We start from the raw sequence: 14,349 nt of genomic DNA, 5'->3' as shown, positions 1-14,349 counted from the left end.
ATTTATCGGCAATAACTACGCGGCTATCAACTTTAATAGCGAATAATAGCGCGCGTAAAATTGCAATGGTGATTAATAACTGCTGCTTGATTTTTTAGTATCAAAGCCGAGAGTATTTAATAAACTCGCCAGTAAGCTTGATGCCCCAAAACGGAAATGGCGGCTATCGGCCCAGTCATCACCTAAAATTCTACCTGCTAATGCTAAGTATTGTGCAGCTTCTTCAGCAGTACGCACGCCACCAGCTGGTTTAAAACCAACTGTTTTAGCCACACCCATATCATGAATAACTTGCATCATGATTTCGGCGCTTTCTAGCGTTGCATTTACAGGTACTTTTCCTGTTGAAGTTTTAATAAAATCAGCGCCTGCTTTGATTGAAATTTCTGACGCTTTACGGATCAATGCCGCATCTTTTAGCTCGCCTGTTTCAATAATAACTTTCAGTAATACGTTGTTAGCGGCGCAAACTTCTTTACAAGCTTTCACTAAATCAAAACCAATTTTTTCATTACCTGCAATCAGAGCGCGATATGGGAATACCACATCAACATCATCTGCACCATAAGCAATCGCTGCTTTAGTTTCCGCTACTGCAATTTCAATATCATCATTACCGTGCGGAAAATTGGTTACTGTTGCAATGCGAATATCTGGTGTACCTTGCTCACGTAAAGTTTTACGAGCAATAGGAATAAAGCGAGGGTAAATACAAATAGCAGCGGTATTACCTGCTGGGCTTTTAGCTTGATGACACAATGCAATGACTTTAGCATCAGTATCGTCATCATTTAAAGTGGTTAAATCCATCAGGTTCAGTGCGCGTTGCGCAGCCGCATTTAAATCAGTCATATAACTCTCCAACGTTGTTTATCTTCAGAACGACACGTTCTTTGTTGGCGAGCGGGCTTGTTCCATAAAGATGCTAGCCGGACTCTTTCCGAGCTAAGCAGCTGAGATCCTTCTCACCGCACGATACCCTAGAGTAACGTTACTCTAAGAACTAGCAGTTCCATTAGCAGCTTACTTGCCTCTATTTGACCATGGAACAGCGCTAATTTATGTGCTACAAATCACATTAATCGACTGAACGTTACATTATTAAAATAAAAAGTGTGAATCAGATCGCCATTATACGCTATTTAGCTTCAACTTGATTCTCTCAAATGGCTTTTTGATACCTTACTACATCATTAATTAGCTTAGCTAAGAATAGTTGAAAAATTGAAATTGGATATAAAACCCCAAAAAGAATATAACTGAATTAAATAAAAGCGGAAGGCCAAATGCCTTTCTACAAGGAATTAAGGATTAAATGATGTCCATTGCAGCGAGTATAAAACAGAAAACTGCAATTATTACATGGATTAAATAAGGTAATGTTCAAACGATGAGTACTCTTTAGCTCAGAACTCGCTGTATCAATGATAATAACTTGGTATCATTAAAGCATTCAAAAAATTCACTTATTCCATAAAAAACCAATCAAAACAATAATTCACCATGGTAATTATTTGTCGGTATTGCCACTTATTGTTTCAGATGAAATAACGCTAAACTGTTAATATAAAGTTGGTGCGCAATTTCGTCTGGAGATTCGTGCCGTAGTTCGCACAAAGAACGAAAAATTAAAGCAATACGCTCAGGTCGATTGGGTTCCCCCTGAAAGCCCGAGACAGGCATATCAGGCGCATCGGTTTCCAATAAAAGAGACGTTAGGGGCAATTCAGCCATAACTTGGCGAGTTTTATTTGCACGCTCATAAGTAATCGTGCCGCCCACACCGATATAATACCCCAATTTAACAAAGGCCTGCGCTTGAGAAAGGCTTCCAGCAAAACCATGTACAACCCCTTTAGCGGGCACATCTAAACGGCGAAGCATGGCAGCCAATTGGTCATGACTTTTACGCGAATGCAGAATAACGGGTAAATCAAATTGTTTGGCGAATCTTAATTGTGCCGATAAAACCAACTTCTGACGCTCAAATAGCGGTTCTTGCATATAAAGATCAAGACCTACTTCACCAATAGCGACACATTTATTACTTTTTTGATTAAGAAAATCGGTGAGCACATCTAAATGCTCATCTTTAAACACATTTAAATATAACGGATGAAATCCCATTGCAGCATGCAATACTGAGTATTGATGAGCTAATTCCCAAACTCGTTCAAAGTTATCTAAACTAACGGTTGGAATGATGATATCGCTCACCCCTGCCTGATTGGCGAGCTGCAAACTATCAGACCATAACGGGTTAAATGGCGGAAAATCAAAATGACAATGTGTATCAATAAATTTTTGAGATGCAATATTTAAAAGCTTATCCATCACGATGTTCACTTGTCTGCAGTACTTGTGACTCAATAGAATCTATTGCTTCTCTGGCTAATGCAGGCACTAAATCATCTTGTTCTGGAATATCATCTAGTGGCTCATAAGAAATATTTTTTTCAATGAACCGACTGAAACGATTATTAGTAGAATCATGTTTATCAAAACTTGCACCAAGAGCAGCAATAAAGTAACGCCCACAGCGCCTTCCTGTATGATAATCCTGATTCAAAGAGCCAATTCGACTCCCCAATGCACTACTTTTAAGCGGCGTTGGTGGATAAATTTCAAATATCTGAACATCGTTTGGTGGATTTTCAATAAATTCTTGCGTTTTACGGTAACTTTTCAGATGAACTTTTAGCATTGCCGCCATACGTTGCAAGTTGCTATTATCGCCTTCTAGCCAACGAGTCATTCTTTTTACCCATTCTGGCGTAAAATACATTTGGGAAGGAACCGTCCTAACAACAACAATCGTATCTGCACCGCGACGATAAGCTTCCTCTACTGGGATAGCCGCGCTAATTCCGCCGTCATGATATAGCGTGCCGGCAAGCTCGACACCATCGCGGTAAAAACCGGGAATAGCACTTGATGCTCGAATAATATCAAGCCATGAATCAGCGTCTGGTTGTAAAAATTCAGCTGAAAAATCATCGCTCCGGCTAGTCCCCATATAGAACTCACGCCCTGATTTTATCTTTTCAAGTCCAATATCCATCTGCAAAGGGAACTCTTTGGCAATGGTATCAAGTAACCAATCAAGGTCGATAAGATGTCCACCACGAATAAATCTCAGTGGATTAAAAAATAGAGGGTTCGTTGTATAACGGGTGATCACACGACGCGCATACCCAGCTTGCCCGCATATATAAGCAGAAAGATTTTGTGCTCCCGCAGAAGTGCCAATCATCAAATCAAAAGGATTAAAGCCTGCGATAAGAAACTCGTCCAGTACACCAGCGGTAAAAATACCACGCTGCCCACCACCTTCACAGATAAGCGCAGTTTTCCCTGAATTGATTTCATCAAAAAACGCCAGAGGCTCAATTGTGCCCAGTGTAACTGATACGTGCTTTCCCATAAATACCCTTTGGCAATACGCTACATAGCATTTGTATTAAAAATACAATGCGAAACTTTCTACGATTTATTCAATAAAGTGATTCAAATGAAAGTGATGACTTCTGTCATAATTTACACAAAAATGAGCTTTCAATGAAAGCTCATTTTAACTAAATTGAACAATAAGTATGCAGCATTTTGAGGCATTATCACATTCTAAAGGTAATTAATTAGCAATAACTAAACCATTTTGAACAGATTTGACGCCTTTGATTGTCGATACAGCCTGAACAATTTTATTGATTTGGTCATCTGATTTAACAAAACCTGACAGATACACAACCTTATCAATCGTTTTAACAGAGACACTGTTGCTTGGTATACCGCTTGTGGATAATAGTTTACTTTTCACATTAGCGGTAATAGCAGAGTCATCCATATATTGGTCGGTGTTTTTAGCCCCAGTTGAAATAGCATCGCCCGTATCTTTGCCCGCCATATCAACCGTTTTAGCGGCGCTATCCCATGTTTCGGATGCTTGCTTTTTCAAGGCGCTATCTGACGATGAGCTACAAGCAAACAATGCCCAGCTCAACCCAATTACCCCAAGTGAGCGTAATAGCGTTGTCTTTTTCATAGGTACCTTCCTTTCTCTGTTATTAATTAGCCAATAATATAGCCTAAGTAAAAAAACGCGAAAAATAAAGTTAAATAATATAAAGACAGAATATTCTTGATAAATTTAAAGCTTAAATAGGAAGAAGTTCTTTTTTAGATGATTGATATAAGGAGAGATCACTATTAGATCCCCACTATCAATGAATTGTTTGATAGTGGGTCATATAAAAATGAAATATTACAGCGAATAATTAGTGCTCACGAGTCTTACGGAATTTAACTTCGGGGTAACGTTCGCTCGTCAAATTAAGATTAACCATCGTTGGTGCAATATACGATAGATTATCGCCGCCATCTAAGGCTAAATTCAGCTCATTTTTACGCTTAAATTCTTCAAATTTCTTCACGTCATCACATTCAACCCAACGCGCAGTTGAAACGTTAACGGTTTCATAAATGGCTTCGACGTTGTATTCACTTTTCAGTCGAGATACAACAACATCAAACTGAAGCACACCCACTGCACCAACAATCAGATCATTATTGGTCAATGGACGGAAGACCTGAACAGCACCTTCTTCAGATAGTTGGACCAAACCTTTAAGTAATTGTTTTTGTTTCAGCGGATCGCGTAGACGAATACGGCGGAACAATTCAGGGGCAAAGTTAGGAATACCAGTAAATTTCAAATCTTCACCTTGTGTGAAGGTATCACCAATTTGAATAGTTCCGTGATTATGCAGACCAATAATATCCCCTGCATAGGCATGTTCTACTTGAGAACGGTCACCAGCCATAAAGGTCAACGCATCGGAAATAACCACATCTTTCTTGATGCGAACTTGGCGTAATTTCATGCCTTTTTCATAGGTGCCAGAAACGATGCGCATAAACGCAACACGGTCACGGTGTTTCGGATCCATATTGGCCTGAATTTTGAATACAAACCCAGTGAATTTTTCTTCTGTTGCTTTCACTTCACGCACATCAGTTTGACGAGGTTGCGGTGAAGGAGCCCACTTAACCAAGCCATCAAGCATATGATCAACACCAAAGTTACCGAGTGCAGTCCCGAAGAAAACAGGAGTTAATTCCCCTTCCAAGAAAGCGTCGTGATCGTATTCATGAGAAGCGCCTTGAACTAATTCAAGTTCATCACGCAGCTGTTTAGCCAGATCATCACCCACGGCAACATCAAGATCGGGATTATTTAGCCCTTTGATAATACGAACTTCTTGAATCGTATGACCCTGTCCAGTTTGATATAAAATGGTTTCATCACGTAATAAATGATAAACCCCTTTAAATAATTTACCGCAGCCAATAGGCCAAGTAATGGGACAACACGCAATTTTTAGCTCGTTTTCAACTTCATCGAGCAATTCCATTGGATCACGAATATCACGGTCGAGCTTATTCATGAAAGTTAAAATTGGTGTATCACGTAAGCGAGTGACTTCCATCAACTTACGTGTCCTATCTTCAACCCCTTTACCCGAGTCAATCACCATTAAACAGCAGTCAACCGCCGTTAATGTACGATAAGTATCTTCAGAGAAGTCTTCGTGACCTGGGGTATCGAGAAGATTAACCAGACAATCATGATATGGAAATTGCATTACAGACGTGGTGATTGAAATACCACGTTGCTTTTCCATTTCCATCCAGTCAGATTTTGCATGCTGATTAGAACCACGCCCTTTTACTGTCCCCGCACGTTGAATTGCGTTTCCAAACAATAGCACCTTTTCAGTGATAGTTGTTTTACCCGCATCGGGGTGAGATATAATAGCAAACGTCCTACGCGTGCTCACTTCATGTAGAAAATTCTGATCTGTCATTTAACCGTCTTTTCATCTGTATACAGATTTGTACATGCATTAGGCGAGGCAAAACTTGGCTCTTAGCTTAGCAAATCCGTCTTGTTAATCGTAATTGGCGGATATTTTCGCAGATCTTGGGGTTATAAACAATCAAAGCATCTAGATACTGTAAAAAAACAATATCTAGATTCAGCGTAACTTGATTCTAATTTTTAATTCGCGATCAAAAGAATCAAGCCAATATCAACTGAGCAATTTCTTCACCCAGAGCCTGAGTACTTGCATTTCCGCCCATATCACGAGTTAAATTACGGCGTTCTTTAATGGCAGTTTCAACCGCTGCCATAATAGTGTCATGTACTTGTGGACAGCCCAAATCCTGCATCATCATGGCTGCGGCCCAAATAGTACCGATTGGATTAGCAATATTTTGACCTGCGATATCAGGCGCTGAGCCATGAACGGGTTCAAACATCGATGGAAATTGCTTTTCAGGGTTAATATTAGCAGAAGGTGCAATAGCAATAGTGCCAGTACAAGCAGGTCCTAAATCAGACAAAATATCACCAAATAAATTAGACCCAACAATTACATCATAATACTCAGGCATTCTGACTAGATTTGCCGCGAAAATATCAATATGGAATTGATCAACTTTCACATCACTGTATTGTTTCGCTATCTCGGCCACTCGGCTATCCCAATATGGCATTGAGTGGAATAAACCATTCGATTTTGTCGCCGAGCTTACATGTTTTTTGTCGCGAGAACGCGCTAACTCAAAGGCATATTTTAAAATGCGGTCTGTGCCTTTGCGAGTAAAAATACTTTGCTGACAAACCATTTCATCTTCAGTACCTTCATATTGAATGCCACCAATTGCTGAATATTCCCCTTCCACATTTTCGCGCACGACATAAAAATCAATATCACCCGGTTTTTTATCAGCTAAAGGTGATTTTATTCCTTCAAATAAACGCACAGGACGCAAGTTAACATACTGGTTGAAAGCGCGACGAATCGGCAGTAACAAACCCCATAAAGAAATATGATCAGGCACACCAGGAAATCCGACAGCACCAAGAAAAATAGCATCAAATTTTTTCAATTGTTCTAAGCCATCTTCAGGCATCATGCGTCCTGTACGATGGTAAGTTTCACATGACCAATCAAAGTGCGTAAAATTAAGTTTTATATTATGTTTACGCGCTGCGGCCTCTAAAACTCTTAATCCTTCAGGAATAACTTCAGTACCAATTCCATCGCCAGGAATCACGGCTATATTGAACTGTGTCATAGAAAAAACCTCGGATAGATGAATATATTTAGCTACATTCAGACCAGCTTATCCGCGTTTTACCTAATTGGCATCAAATCTCTGACGTTTATGCTGTTTATTTTAGAAGTATTAGAAACAGCGCTAATTTACGCAGTTTTTATTGAAAATAATCTCTAGATACATTGACATCATGTAAATTTGAATGAGTTATTAAATAGCATTTTTGAAATAAATACATATTAAATACAAAGATAAATCAATAAGTAATAAAAACCACGACACTGCATCGTTCACAGTTCACCATGGTTTCATGTTTAAAAAAAGGAATTAATCAATAGCGGATATTTAAACTATTTATCTGTAAATTCGTTGTCTTTAAATAAGTTATCCTCAAACAAGGTCAATGCTAAAACTAACGCATCTTCACGACCTTTTTTCGCAGGATAATAGTCTTTACGCACAGTAGCTTGATGAAAACCAAGTTTATCATACAGATGCAAAGCAGAGGCATTAGACTCTCTAACTTCTAACCATAGCGTAAGAATACCCTTTGCAATTAGGTCGCTAATGAGCTTCTCAAGTAACAAACGACCATAACCCTTGCCTTGATAATCAGGATGAATAGCAATATTAAATAGTGTTGCCTCATCTAGAACATATTGAGTTATCGCATAACCAACAATTTGATTATTAATGGAAATTTTAAGATTATGATACTTTTCTCCTTGGTTCCCATAAAAAACACGCTCAGTCCAGGGGAAATCATGGCTTAGTTTCTCAATTAAGAAGGCTGTCGCAAGATCAGATTGTTTTAGTGTTGAAATTTTCATCATTTTGATAAATTTGCTTCCATAGTGCCTGTTTAGCGTCACGACTTACCATCAACTCAGACAAAACAGGTGAAATAAACGTGATTTTTGAACCTTCAGGCTGAGCTTCACTACCGAGTGTCCAACAAGGAATTGTTATTGGTGTTGGAATTAAGTTTAGCTGCTCTGAATTAATACAAACCACATCTGCCGAAGAGACATTCATTGTCAAAAAAATATCTTTTAGCAAACGGCTATTTAAATCAAGGTTCTCATCAGTAATAATAATAAGCTTAGTCGATTCTGGTATCCTTACACCACGTTCACCGCGAAGCACAGTCGGATTTCTCACCACCCATTGAGTGATCCCCATTTGCTCTAAAAGCTTGTCGCGTCGTGTCATTTTTCTTCCAGTCGCTATTTATTAACAACCACATCTTATCAAAGGGGATTAATAGCGCCAACAGAGCAATGCTATTTCTCTATTTTCTGGTAAGGTAGCGTGAATTATTTATCATTTTAGGAGATTGACAGAATATGTCATTACTGACACCTGCCAGCGAAGTTTTACAACGCCATCTCGAACATTTTACCGATCGTCATGTCATTTTGGCTGGTGACATTCAGGATGAATTTGCCGCTATTCTTGAAGCCGCAAGTGTACGTGTTCTCACTAACCAGTACCATCGCTGGAAAAATTTACAGCCGTTAATCGGTGATAATGCACTTTTTTCTGCAACAACTCCCGCAGAATTTATCCAGCCTTGTGATACCTTAATCTATTACTGGCCAAAAAATAAGCAAGAAGCATGTTTTCAATTAGATGACCTTTGTACGCATCTTGCTGCTGGTAGCCAAATTTTTGTCGTCGGTGAAAACCGGAGTGGCGTTAAAAGTGCTGAATCCATCATGGAAGGCATCTCAACACTGCAAAAAATTGACTCTGCCCGGCGCTGTGGTCTATATCATGGTGAATTAGAACAGCCGACTACTTTTGATATTAAGCGCTGGTGGCGCGGTTATCAAATTGATAACGTCAAAATTCATGCTCTTCCAGGTGTATTTAGTCATGAGGAACTCGATATTGGTAGTGATTTACTGCTCTCGACTCTAACTAACCCAATGAGCGGTAATATACTCGATATTGCCTGTGGTAATGGCGTATTAGCCGCCGTAATTGGGACACAAAACCCAGATGTTACGCTAACCCTAAGTGATGTGAGTGCATCCGCTATCGCCTCTTCAATTGCAACTCTTGAAGCAAATAAACTCACCGGTAAAGTGCTCGCCAGTGATGTGTATTCTGATATCGATGATAAATTTGATTGGATATTGTCAAACCCACCTTTCCATGATGGTTTGAATACGAGCTATAGCGCGGTAGAAGCGATGATCTTACAAGCACCTAAGTACCTAAAAAAAGGTGGTCGTTTCCGTATTGTAGCTAATGCTTTCTTACCCTACCCTGAACTATTAGATAAAGCCTTTGGCGGTCATGAACTACTAGCTAAAACAGGTAAATTCAAGGTTTACCAATCAACCAAGCGCTAATCAATACACATTTTTAATTATCATTAAATACTTAAGTGGTCAGCTTTATACGCTGGCCATTATTTTTACGATAAATACATCGAGATAAGTAAACAGCAATACTTATATACCATTTTATTTGTTTATAAATAAGTTGTAGACATTTGATTACTAATAAACAGTATGTTTTTAACTACATATCATTGAAGGGTTATAAAACAACGGATTCAATAAGCTACAAACTCTAGTGAGCAAGAACCCTATAATTCAAGTTTCTATTTTGCACCAATATATTCTTACCGATATACAGCTCTTAACATTAAAATTGGATAATTCATTCTTGATTTCTAATATTCTTTCTAATACCTAATTCTCTTTGTTTATGTACTAGGGTGCTGAGCTCTGTAAGACAAAAGCAATTAAAAAGCACAGTAATGAAATAACAGCAGGAATAATCAGTAATCGTCGAGAACCACGATTAAATAGCATTCCCGCAGTTGCAACCATCATCACTATCATTACGATTTTTAGGTTTTCTAACCCGATGCTGCTGAGCAAATATGCAATGCTCAACAATATTACGGCGAAAACACCCCATATACCTGCGCCTATACGCCTTAAACCAGTTGCTTTTGAGAGAGTAGTTGGCATAGCGATTCAACCTATTAAATGATAATGATTATCAATCATATCTCGTTTTTAGCAAAATTCAATCTTAATTTTTTGAAATAATTTCACTCAATTTGCAGCTAAAGTGTCCAATAAAAAAACACCAACAACTAGAAGGAAGAAGTACTGGTGACTTATATAAATTATAAATAAACCATAAATAAAAAATTCTCCGTAACATCCTGTCACGGAGAATTTGTACTATATGTACTACAGGGTTGGTATTACTGTTTCAATCCCATCGCATCGCGCATGGTAAAGAATAAATCTGTTTGGTCAGTTAGACCCATCACGTTAGCAGCATGTGGACCATATGCAGCAACACGCAATTGAGCACCAGTGTGTTCCTGTGAATCATCTTCTTCAGAGTTACCGTAGTTCACCACCATCACCGAACCATCTTTAGTGATTAGCGCTTGAGTCAAACCTGTTGATTTCGTTCCTTCAGGAATAATTTGGCTTGAATGTGAATGGTCAGCTGTAACGATAACCAATGTATCACCGTGTTTCTTAGCGAAATCTAAGCCTACTTGTACAGCTTGATCAAGGGCAACCGTTTCACCGATTTGACCACATGGATTCGCTTTATGATCTTGCTTATCGATAGAGGCACTTTCTACTTGTAAGAAGAAACCATTTGGATTGACTTCTAACAAATTGATCGCTTTTTCAGTCATTTGTGCCAATGTAGGTGCATCAGGGTTTAATTTTGGATTTGGTTTACATTCCAACGGTTCATTTTTCAAGTTGCCTTGATAAATCGCCTTTGGACCTTCCCAAGCTACAGTCATATTGCCGTCATGAAATAAACCTAAAACAGGTTTGTTTTGGTTAGCTTCTTTGATAGCGTCCAACGATTTCGCATCACGAACAATGTTATATCCACGCTCGACAGCTTGCTGTTCTAGCGTTTTACCTTTGTAATCACCAGCTTTAGCTTGCTGTGTAAAACTTTTAGCACCGCCGCCTAAAGTTACATCAGCACGTGTCACTAATAACTGTTCAGAGATAGAACCACGACCACCATTTTCTAACGCATTCGTGGCGCATTTCTCAGTTGTTTCTTCTGGTCCATAACATTTGCGGCCTGACACATGAGAAAACTGCGCCGCTGGTGTAGCATCTTGAATTTCAGATGTTGTCACGTTACCTGTTGCTTTACCGTGGCGCTTAGCAATCTCAATTAAAGTTTCGTGATCTTTACCAAAAACATCAATGCCTAATGCACCGTTATAGGTTTTAACACCAGAAGACCATGATGTAGCAGAGGCAGCAGAATCGGTAACATAATCAGGTTTTTGCGTTTTTTTATCTAACGCATAATGCGTATATTGGCCTGTAATAGGTAACGCATCGATTCCTTTAAAGAAACCACTCGCGCCCTCTGCATAATTGCGTGCGACAGTAATTTCTGAGTCGCCCATTCCATCACCAATAAACAAAATAACATTTTTTGCTTGTCCGTTATGAAGTGCCGCTTTCATGATGTCAGTTTGTTCTGTTGCAAGGCGTCGAGCGCCACCAAACTTTGTGATATCACCTTGTGCTGCGCGGTTTTCAGAAACTGCATCATTTTTTTCGGCAGCAACCGCAGGAATAACACTACCTAAAATCAATGCACTTACAGTGACGGCCAAAATAGATTTCATAAAATTACCTGTCATAACTGTTTCCTTGCCAATAAAAGAAGATAAAGAAGTAACTGCTTCGAATAATGACAAGCATCCTAAAGGAACCAAATGACAGTTGGATGACGCTTTTATGTCGATAAAAATATAATTATTATAAAAATGATAATCATGAAGGTGATTGTCATAAAAGTGAAAATTCAGCTTCACGATATTATTTGACATTAAATTCAATATGTTGGGAATCTTTTTCTCATCAATTGACTAACAAGCTGTAATGCACTGAGTAAGCGATGACGTTGCTGTTGAGTTAATCGTAAATACCGACGCGTTGCCGGTATTCGACTCACCATTTCAGAGGCGGTGAAAGGCTCTATCACACAACGCCAAAAACCATCTTTAAGTTCAATATGGCAATAATTAAAATCCAATTCTTCAAGCGTCTGTTGAATAATGGGATATTCATTTAGTAAATCAATAATCGCTAATCCATCAACCTGGTTGGAAACATAGCGTATCGATTTCTTACGCATACTTCCGGTCGTCTTAACATTAATACGCGCTTCAATCGTATTATCACAAGCCCCAGAGACCGTAAAATGACTATAAACAATAAAAGCCATAAATAATGTTTTGACACGCTCAGTCACTTCGATAATCAGTTCGTCTTGTGGTTTAATGAGAAGCACCGCTAGCGCTCCCCCTCCCAATGCAAATTCACATTGGTAAGATGAAACATCTCGTTCTACCTTATTTAAGGTTAAACCTGCTTGATAACCTATTGGTAGACGTTTCTTACCCAATAAACCTATTTTTTGCCAAAATGAATATTTAGGCGAGATTGCGTAATGGTTCAAGTTGTACCCCCTCTAATTCTTCATCAGAAAACGAATTTGAAAGCACTAATTCAACATCAACGGGTTTAAATGGATTCACTTTTTGTACAAAAACCGTCCAAATCAATGCATAACTCGCTGTCAGCCCTAACATAATCGCAAAAGGCACATAAACATCCGACTTATTCATACCCGGTGGCGTGATATAAATAATGGCAATGATAATCCCTACACTGGAAATAATTTGTGGTAATGGAAAGAAGGGTGAACGGTATGCACGGTGTAAGTCAGGGCGTCGAATACGTAATAGCACAATAGAGATAGTTACCAATAAGTAGGCCGTTCCCCAAGAACAAACCGCCGCTAAAACAAGAGGAATGATACGATCCAAATCCCCTTGAATTGCAAATGCATGTAAACAAGGAATCAGCACTGCCACTAAAATACCAAATACAGGTGTTTTAAAACGTGGATGTAAATAAGCAAAGATACGCGGCAATGCCCCATCAAGTGCCATACCATATAAAATACGAGGCACAGCAGCCATTAACGTATTGATCGTCGCACCGCCAGCTAATAATAATGCAATACCTATCCAATATTTACCAAAGTCGCCCATCACTTGCCCTGCAAATGCAGGTATCGCCATCGGTGTCTCCAACAAACTCGTGTGACTTTGAGGATCTACAATGACATTTTCGACTTGATTGGTTAACGCAGCACCAAATAAAAACATACAGGTCGCTACACCAAATAATCCTATCGTCATCGCTCGTGGGATCACTTTCGCTGAATTTTTAATTTCGGGTGCCATCGGAGTGACTAGCTCACACCCCACAAACATGAACATCGCCATACCGATAAAACTTAATACGAGAGATGGGTCGGAAATATTCAATTCTTGCCCAAACCAGCCATCCACAGAAACATGAAATGGCATCAGTAATCCACAAAGACTGAAAATAACCAAGGTACTCCACATCGCAAAGGTCAGTACCACTTCCACTTTACCAAACGCTTCAATACCAAAAGCATTTAACAGCCCAAATGCAATCACTAACCCAACACCAACCATCCAAGACGAATTATTGGTTTCCAATACTGTATTAAGGCTCTCAAAATTCACCAGTGCCATAATACCTGAAAGAATAGTTTCTGCCGTTCCAGCAAAAACATGCACGATGAGATAAGCAGACAACGCCCCAGTGATTGCCCAAAATCGCCCCATACCACATGAGATATAGTCATACACTGAGCCTGAAGTTGGTAAAATTGCAGCAGCTTCGGAAAATGTCGTTAACTGAGCTTGCATCATAATAAAACTCAATAATACGGCTAAAGCAAAGGTGTCGCCCCCAATCCCAAAACCACTGGTAACGGTTAAAATAACAGGGCTGGCCATGATGACTCCCACAGAACTCGCCAATGTAGTGGGAAAGCCAACTTTACCTTTTTCAATATGTGATGATAGTTTTGAGGATAAATTCATTTTGTATCCCTCTCTTTTTCAGAACACCGCAACAGTTGTAAATTAATTGTAAAAATACAGTAATTAATTACTCACTATAGAAATAAGCACAAACATGTCGCTATCGTCCTAAAGAACGATACCCAGAGAGAGGGGACTAGCTATTAATTCAATGCAAAAAGTACCTACCACATATTCCAAAAAACAAATAATTAATTAGATATCAATAAATAACAAACAATCATATCATTAATATATTAATAAATAATCCGCAAAATATACCT

At 39.0% G+C, this 14,349-nt stretch carries 13 protein-coding genes; 1 reads left to right on the top strand and 12 read right to left on the bottom strand.

The features are described from left to right. Positions 1–72 precede the first annotated feature (72 nt). The 8 genes from deoC to AAZR93_RS18545 form a co-directional block, all read right to left on the bottom strand. Positions 73–852, bottom strand: a complete 780-nt coding sequence (gene deoC / locus AAZR93_RS18580; protein ID WP_294108139.1) for a deoxyribose-phosphate aldolase — start codon at positions 850–852, stop codon at positions 73–75. A 678-nt stretch (positions 853–1,530) separates the two neighbouring features. Beyond that, a complete protein-coding gene (locus AAZR93_RS18575) occupies positions 1,531–2,334 on the bottom strand; it encodes a TatD family hydrolase (protein ID WP_434720703.1) in 804 nt (267 codons plus the stop codon). Beyond that, positions 2,327–3,424 carry a patatin-like phospholipase family protein gene (locus AAZR93_RS18570; protein ID WP_294108135.1) on the bottom strand — a complete coding sequence of 366 codons (1,098 nt, stop codon included), beginning with the start codon at positions 3,422–3,424 and terminating at the stop codon, positions 2,327–2,329. Before AAZR93_RS18570 ends, AAZR93_RS18575 begins: the two co-directional genes overlap by 8 nt. 207 nt (positions 3,425–3,631) lie before the next feature. Next, the gene (locus AAZR93_RS18565) at positions 3,632–4,042 is read right to left on the bottom strand and encodes a BON domain-containing protein (RefSeq protein WP_434720702.1); all 411 of its coding nucleotides are present in this window, start codon (positions 4,040–4,042) and stop codon (positions 3,632–3,634) included. A 232-nt stretch (positions 4,043–4,274) separates the two neighbouring features. Further along, a complete protein-coding gene (gene prfC, locus AAZR93_RS18560) occupies positions 4,275–5,864 on the bottom strand; it encodes a peptide chain release factor 3 (protein WP_294108132.1) in 1,590 nt (529 codons plus the stop codon). 214 nt (positions 5,865–6,078) lie between these two features. Next, on the bottom strand, positions 6,079–7,143 hold the full coding sequence (locus AAZR93_RS18555) for a tartrate dehydrogenase (protein ID WP_434720701.1): 1,065 nt from the start codon (positions 7,141–7,143) through the stop codon (positions 6,079–6,081). Between the two features lie 332 nt (positions 7,144–7,475). Continuing rightward, positions 7,476–7,958 (bottom strand): ribosomal protein S18-alanine N-acetyltransferase, encoded by a 483-nt coding sequence (gene rimI, locus AAZR93_RS18550; RefSeq protein WP_336430883.1) that lies wholly within the window; start codon positions 7,956–7,958, stop codon positions 7,476–7,478. Then, the gene (locus tag AAZR93_RS18545; RefSeq protein ID WP_336430882.1) at positions 7,927–8,337 is read right to left on the bottom strand and encodes a DNA polymerase III subunit psi; all 411 of its coding nucleotides are present in this window, start codon (positions 8,335–8,337) and stop codon (positions 7,927–7,929) included. Before AAZR93_RS18545 ends, rimI begins: the two co-directional genes overlap by 32 nt. Before the next feature lie 134 nt (positions 8,338–8,471). Between AAZR93_RS18545 and rsmC the strand changes: the two genes are divergently transcribed. Next, on the top strand, positions 8,472–9,485 hold the full coding sequence (gene rsmC, locus AAZR93_RS18540) for a 16S rRNA (guanine(1207)-N(2))-methyltransferase RsmC (protein ID WP_434720700.1): 1,014 nt from the start codon (positions 8,472–8,474) through the stop codon (positions 9,483–9,485). Positions 9,486–9,851: 366 nt separating this feature from the next. Here rsmC and AAZR93_RS18535 read toward each other — a convergent pair whose 3' ends face one another. The 4 genes from AAZR93_RS18535 to AAZR93_RS18520 all read right to left on the bottom strand — a co-directional run bounded on the left by AAZR93_RS18535 (position 9,852) and on the right by AAZR93_RS18520 (position 14,086). Then, the gene (locus AAZR93_RS18535) at positions 9,852–10,115 is read right to left on the bottom strand and encodes a DUF1435 family protein (protein ID WP_434720699.1); all 264 of its coding nucleotides are present in this window, start codon (positions 10,113–10,115) and stop codon (positions 9,852–9,854) included. A 242-nt stretch (positions 10,116–10,357) separates the two neighbouring features. After that, positions 10,358–11,797, bottom strand: coding sequence for an alkaline phosphatase (phoA, locus tag AAZR93_RS18530; RefSeq protein ID WP_294108126.1), 1,440 nt, complete (start codon positions 11,795–11,797; stop codon positions 10,358–10,360). Positions 11,798–11,991: 194 nt separating this feature from the next. Further along, complete coding sequence (locus AAZR93_RS18525) at positions 11,992–12,618, bottom strand: DUF3156 family protein (RefSeq protein ID WP_434720698.1); 627 nt, start codon at positions 12,616–12,618, stop codon at positions 11,992–11,994. Further along, positions 12,593–14,086 carry an APC family permease gene (locus AAZR93_RS18520; protein WP_434720697.1) on the bottom strand — a complete coding sequence of 498 codons (1,494 nt, stop codon included), beginning with the start codon at positions 14,084–14,086 and terminating at the stop codon, positions 12,593–12,595. Before AAZR93_RS18520 ends, AAZR93_RS18525 begins: the two co-directional genes overlap by 26 nt. Positions 14,087–14,349 lie beyond the last annotated feature (263 nt).

It is taken from the genome of Providencia sp. Je.9.19 (assembly GCF_051129765.1).
In the GTDB taxonomy this organism is placed as follows: Bacteria; Pseudomonadota; Gammaproteobacteria; order Enterobacterales; family Enterobacteriaceae; genus Providencia.
Note: the sequence above shows the minus strand (reverse complement) of the source record. Positions and strands in the feature narration are given on the sequence as shown.

What these genes read in the sequence shown, in the direction of transcription:
- deoC (WP_294108139.1), bottom strand. Translation starts at nt 852, where the DNA reads ATGACTGATTTAAATGCGGCTGCGCAACGCGCACTGAACCTGATGGAT.
- AAZR93_RS18575 (WP_434720703.1), bottom strand. Translation starts at nt 2,334, where the DNA reads ATGGATAAGCTTTTAAATATTGCATCTCAAAAATTTATTGATACACAT.
- AAZR93_RS18570 (WP_294108135.1), bottom strand. Translation starts at nt 3,424, where the DNA reads ATGGGAAAGCACGTATCAGTTACACTGGGCACAATTGAGCCTCTGGCG.
- AAZR93_RS18565 (WP_434720702.1), bottom strand. Translation starts at nt 4,042, where the DNA reads ATGAAAAAGACAACGCTATTACGCTCACTTGGGGTAATTGGGTTGAGC.
- prfC (WP_294108132.1), bottom strand. Translation starts at nt 5,864, where the DNA reads ATGACAGATCAGAATTTTCTACATGAAGTGAGCACGCGTAGGACGTTT.
- AAZR93_RS18555 (WP_434720701.1), bottom strand. Translation starts at nt 7,143, where the DNA reads ATGACACAGTTCAATATAGCCGTGATTCCTGGCGATGGAATTGGTACT.
- rimI (WP_336430883.1), bottom strand. Translation starts at nt 7,958, where the DNA reads ATGATGAAAATTTCAACACTAAAACAATCTGATCTTGCGACAGCCTTC.
- AAZR93_RS18545 (WP_336430882.1), bottom strand. Translation starts at nt 8,337, where the DNA reads ATGACACGACGCGACAAGCTTTTAGAGCAAATGGGGATCACTCAATGG.
- rsmC (WP_434720700.1), top strand. Translation starts at nt 8,472, where the DNA reads ATGTCATTACTGACACCTGCCAGCGAAGTTTTACAACGCCATCTCGAA.
- AAZR93_RS18535 (WP_434720699.1), bottom strand. Translation starts at nt 10,115, where the DNA reads ATGCCAACTACTCTCTCAAAAGCAACTGGTTTAAGGCGTATAGGCGCA.
- phoA (WP_294108126.1), bottom strand. Translation starts at nt 11,797, where the DNA reads ATGACAGGTAATTTTATGAAATCTATTTTGGCCGTCACTGTAAGTGCA.
- AAZR93_RS18520 (WP_434720697.1), bottom strand. Translation starts at nt 14,086, where the DNA reads ATGAATTTATCCTCAAAACTATCATCACATATTGAAAAAGGTAAAGTT.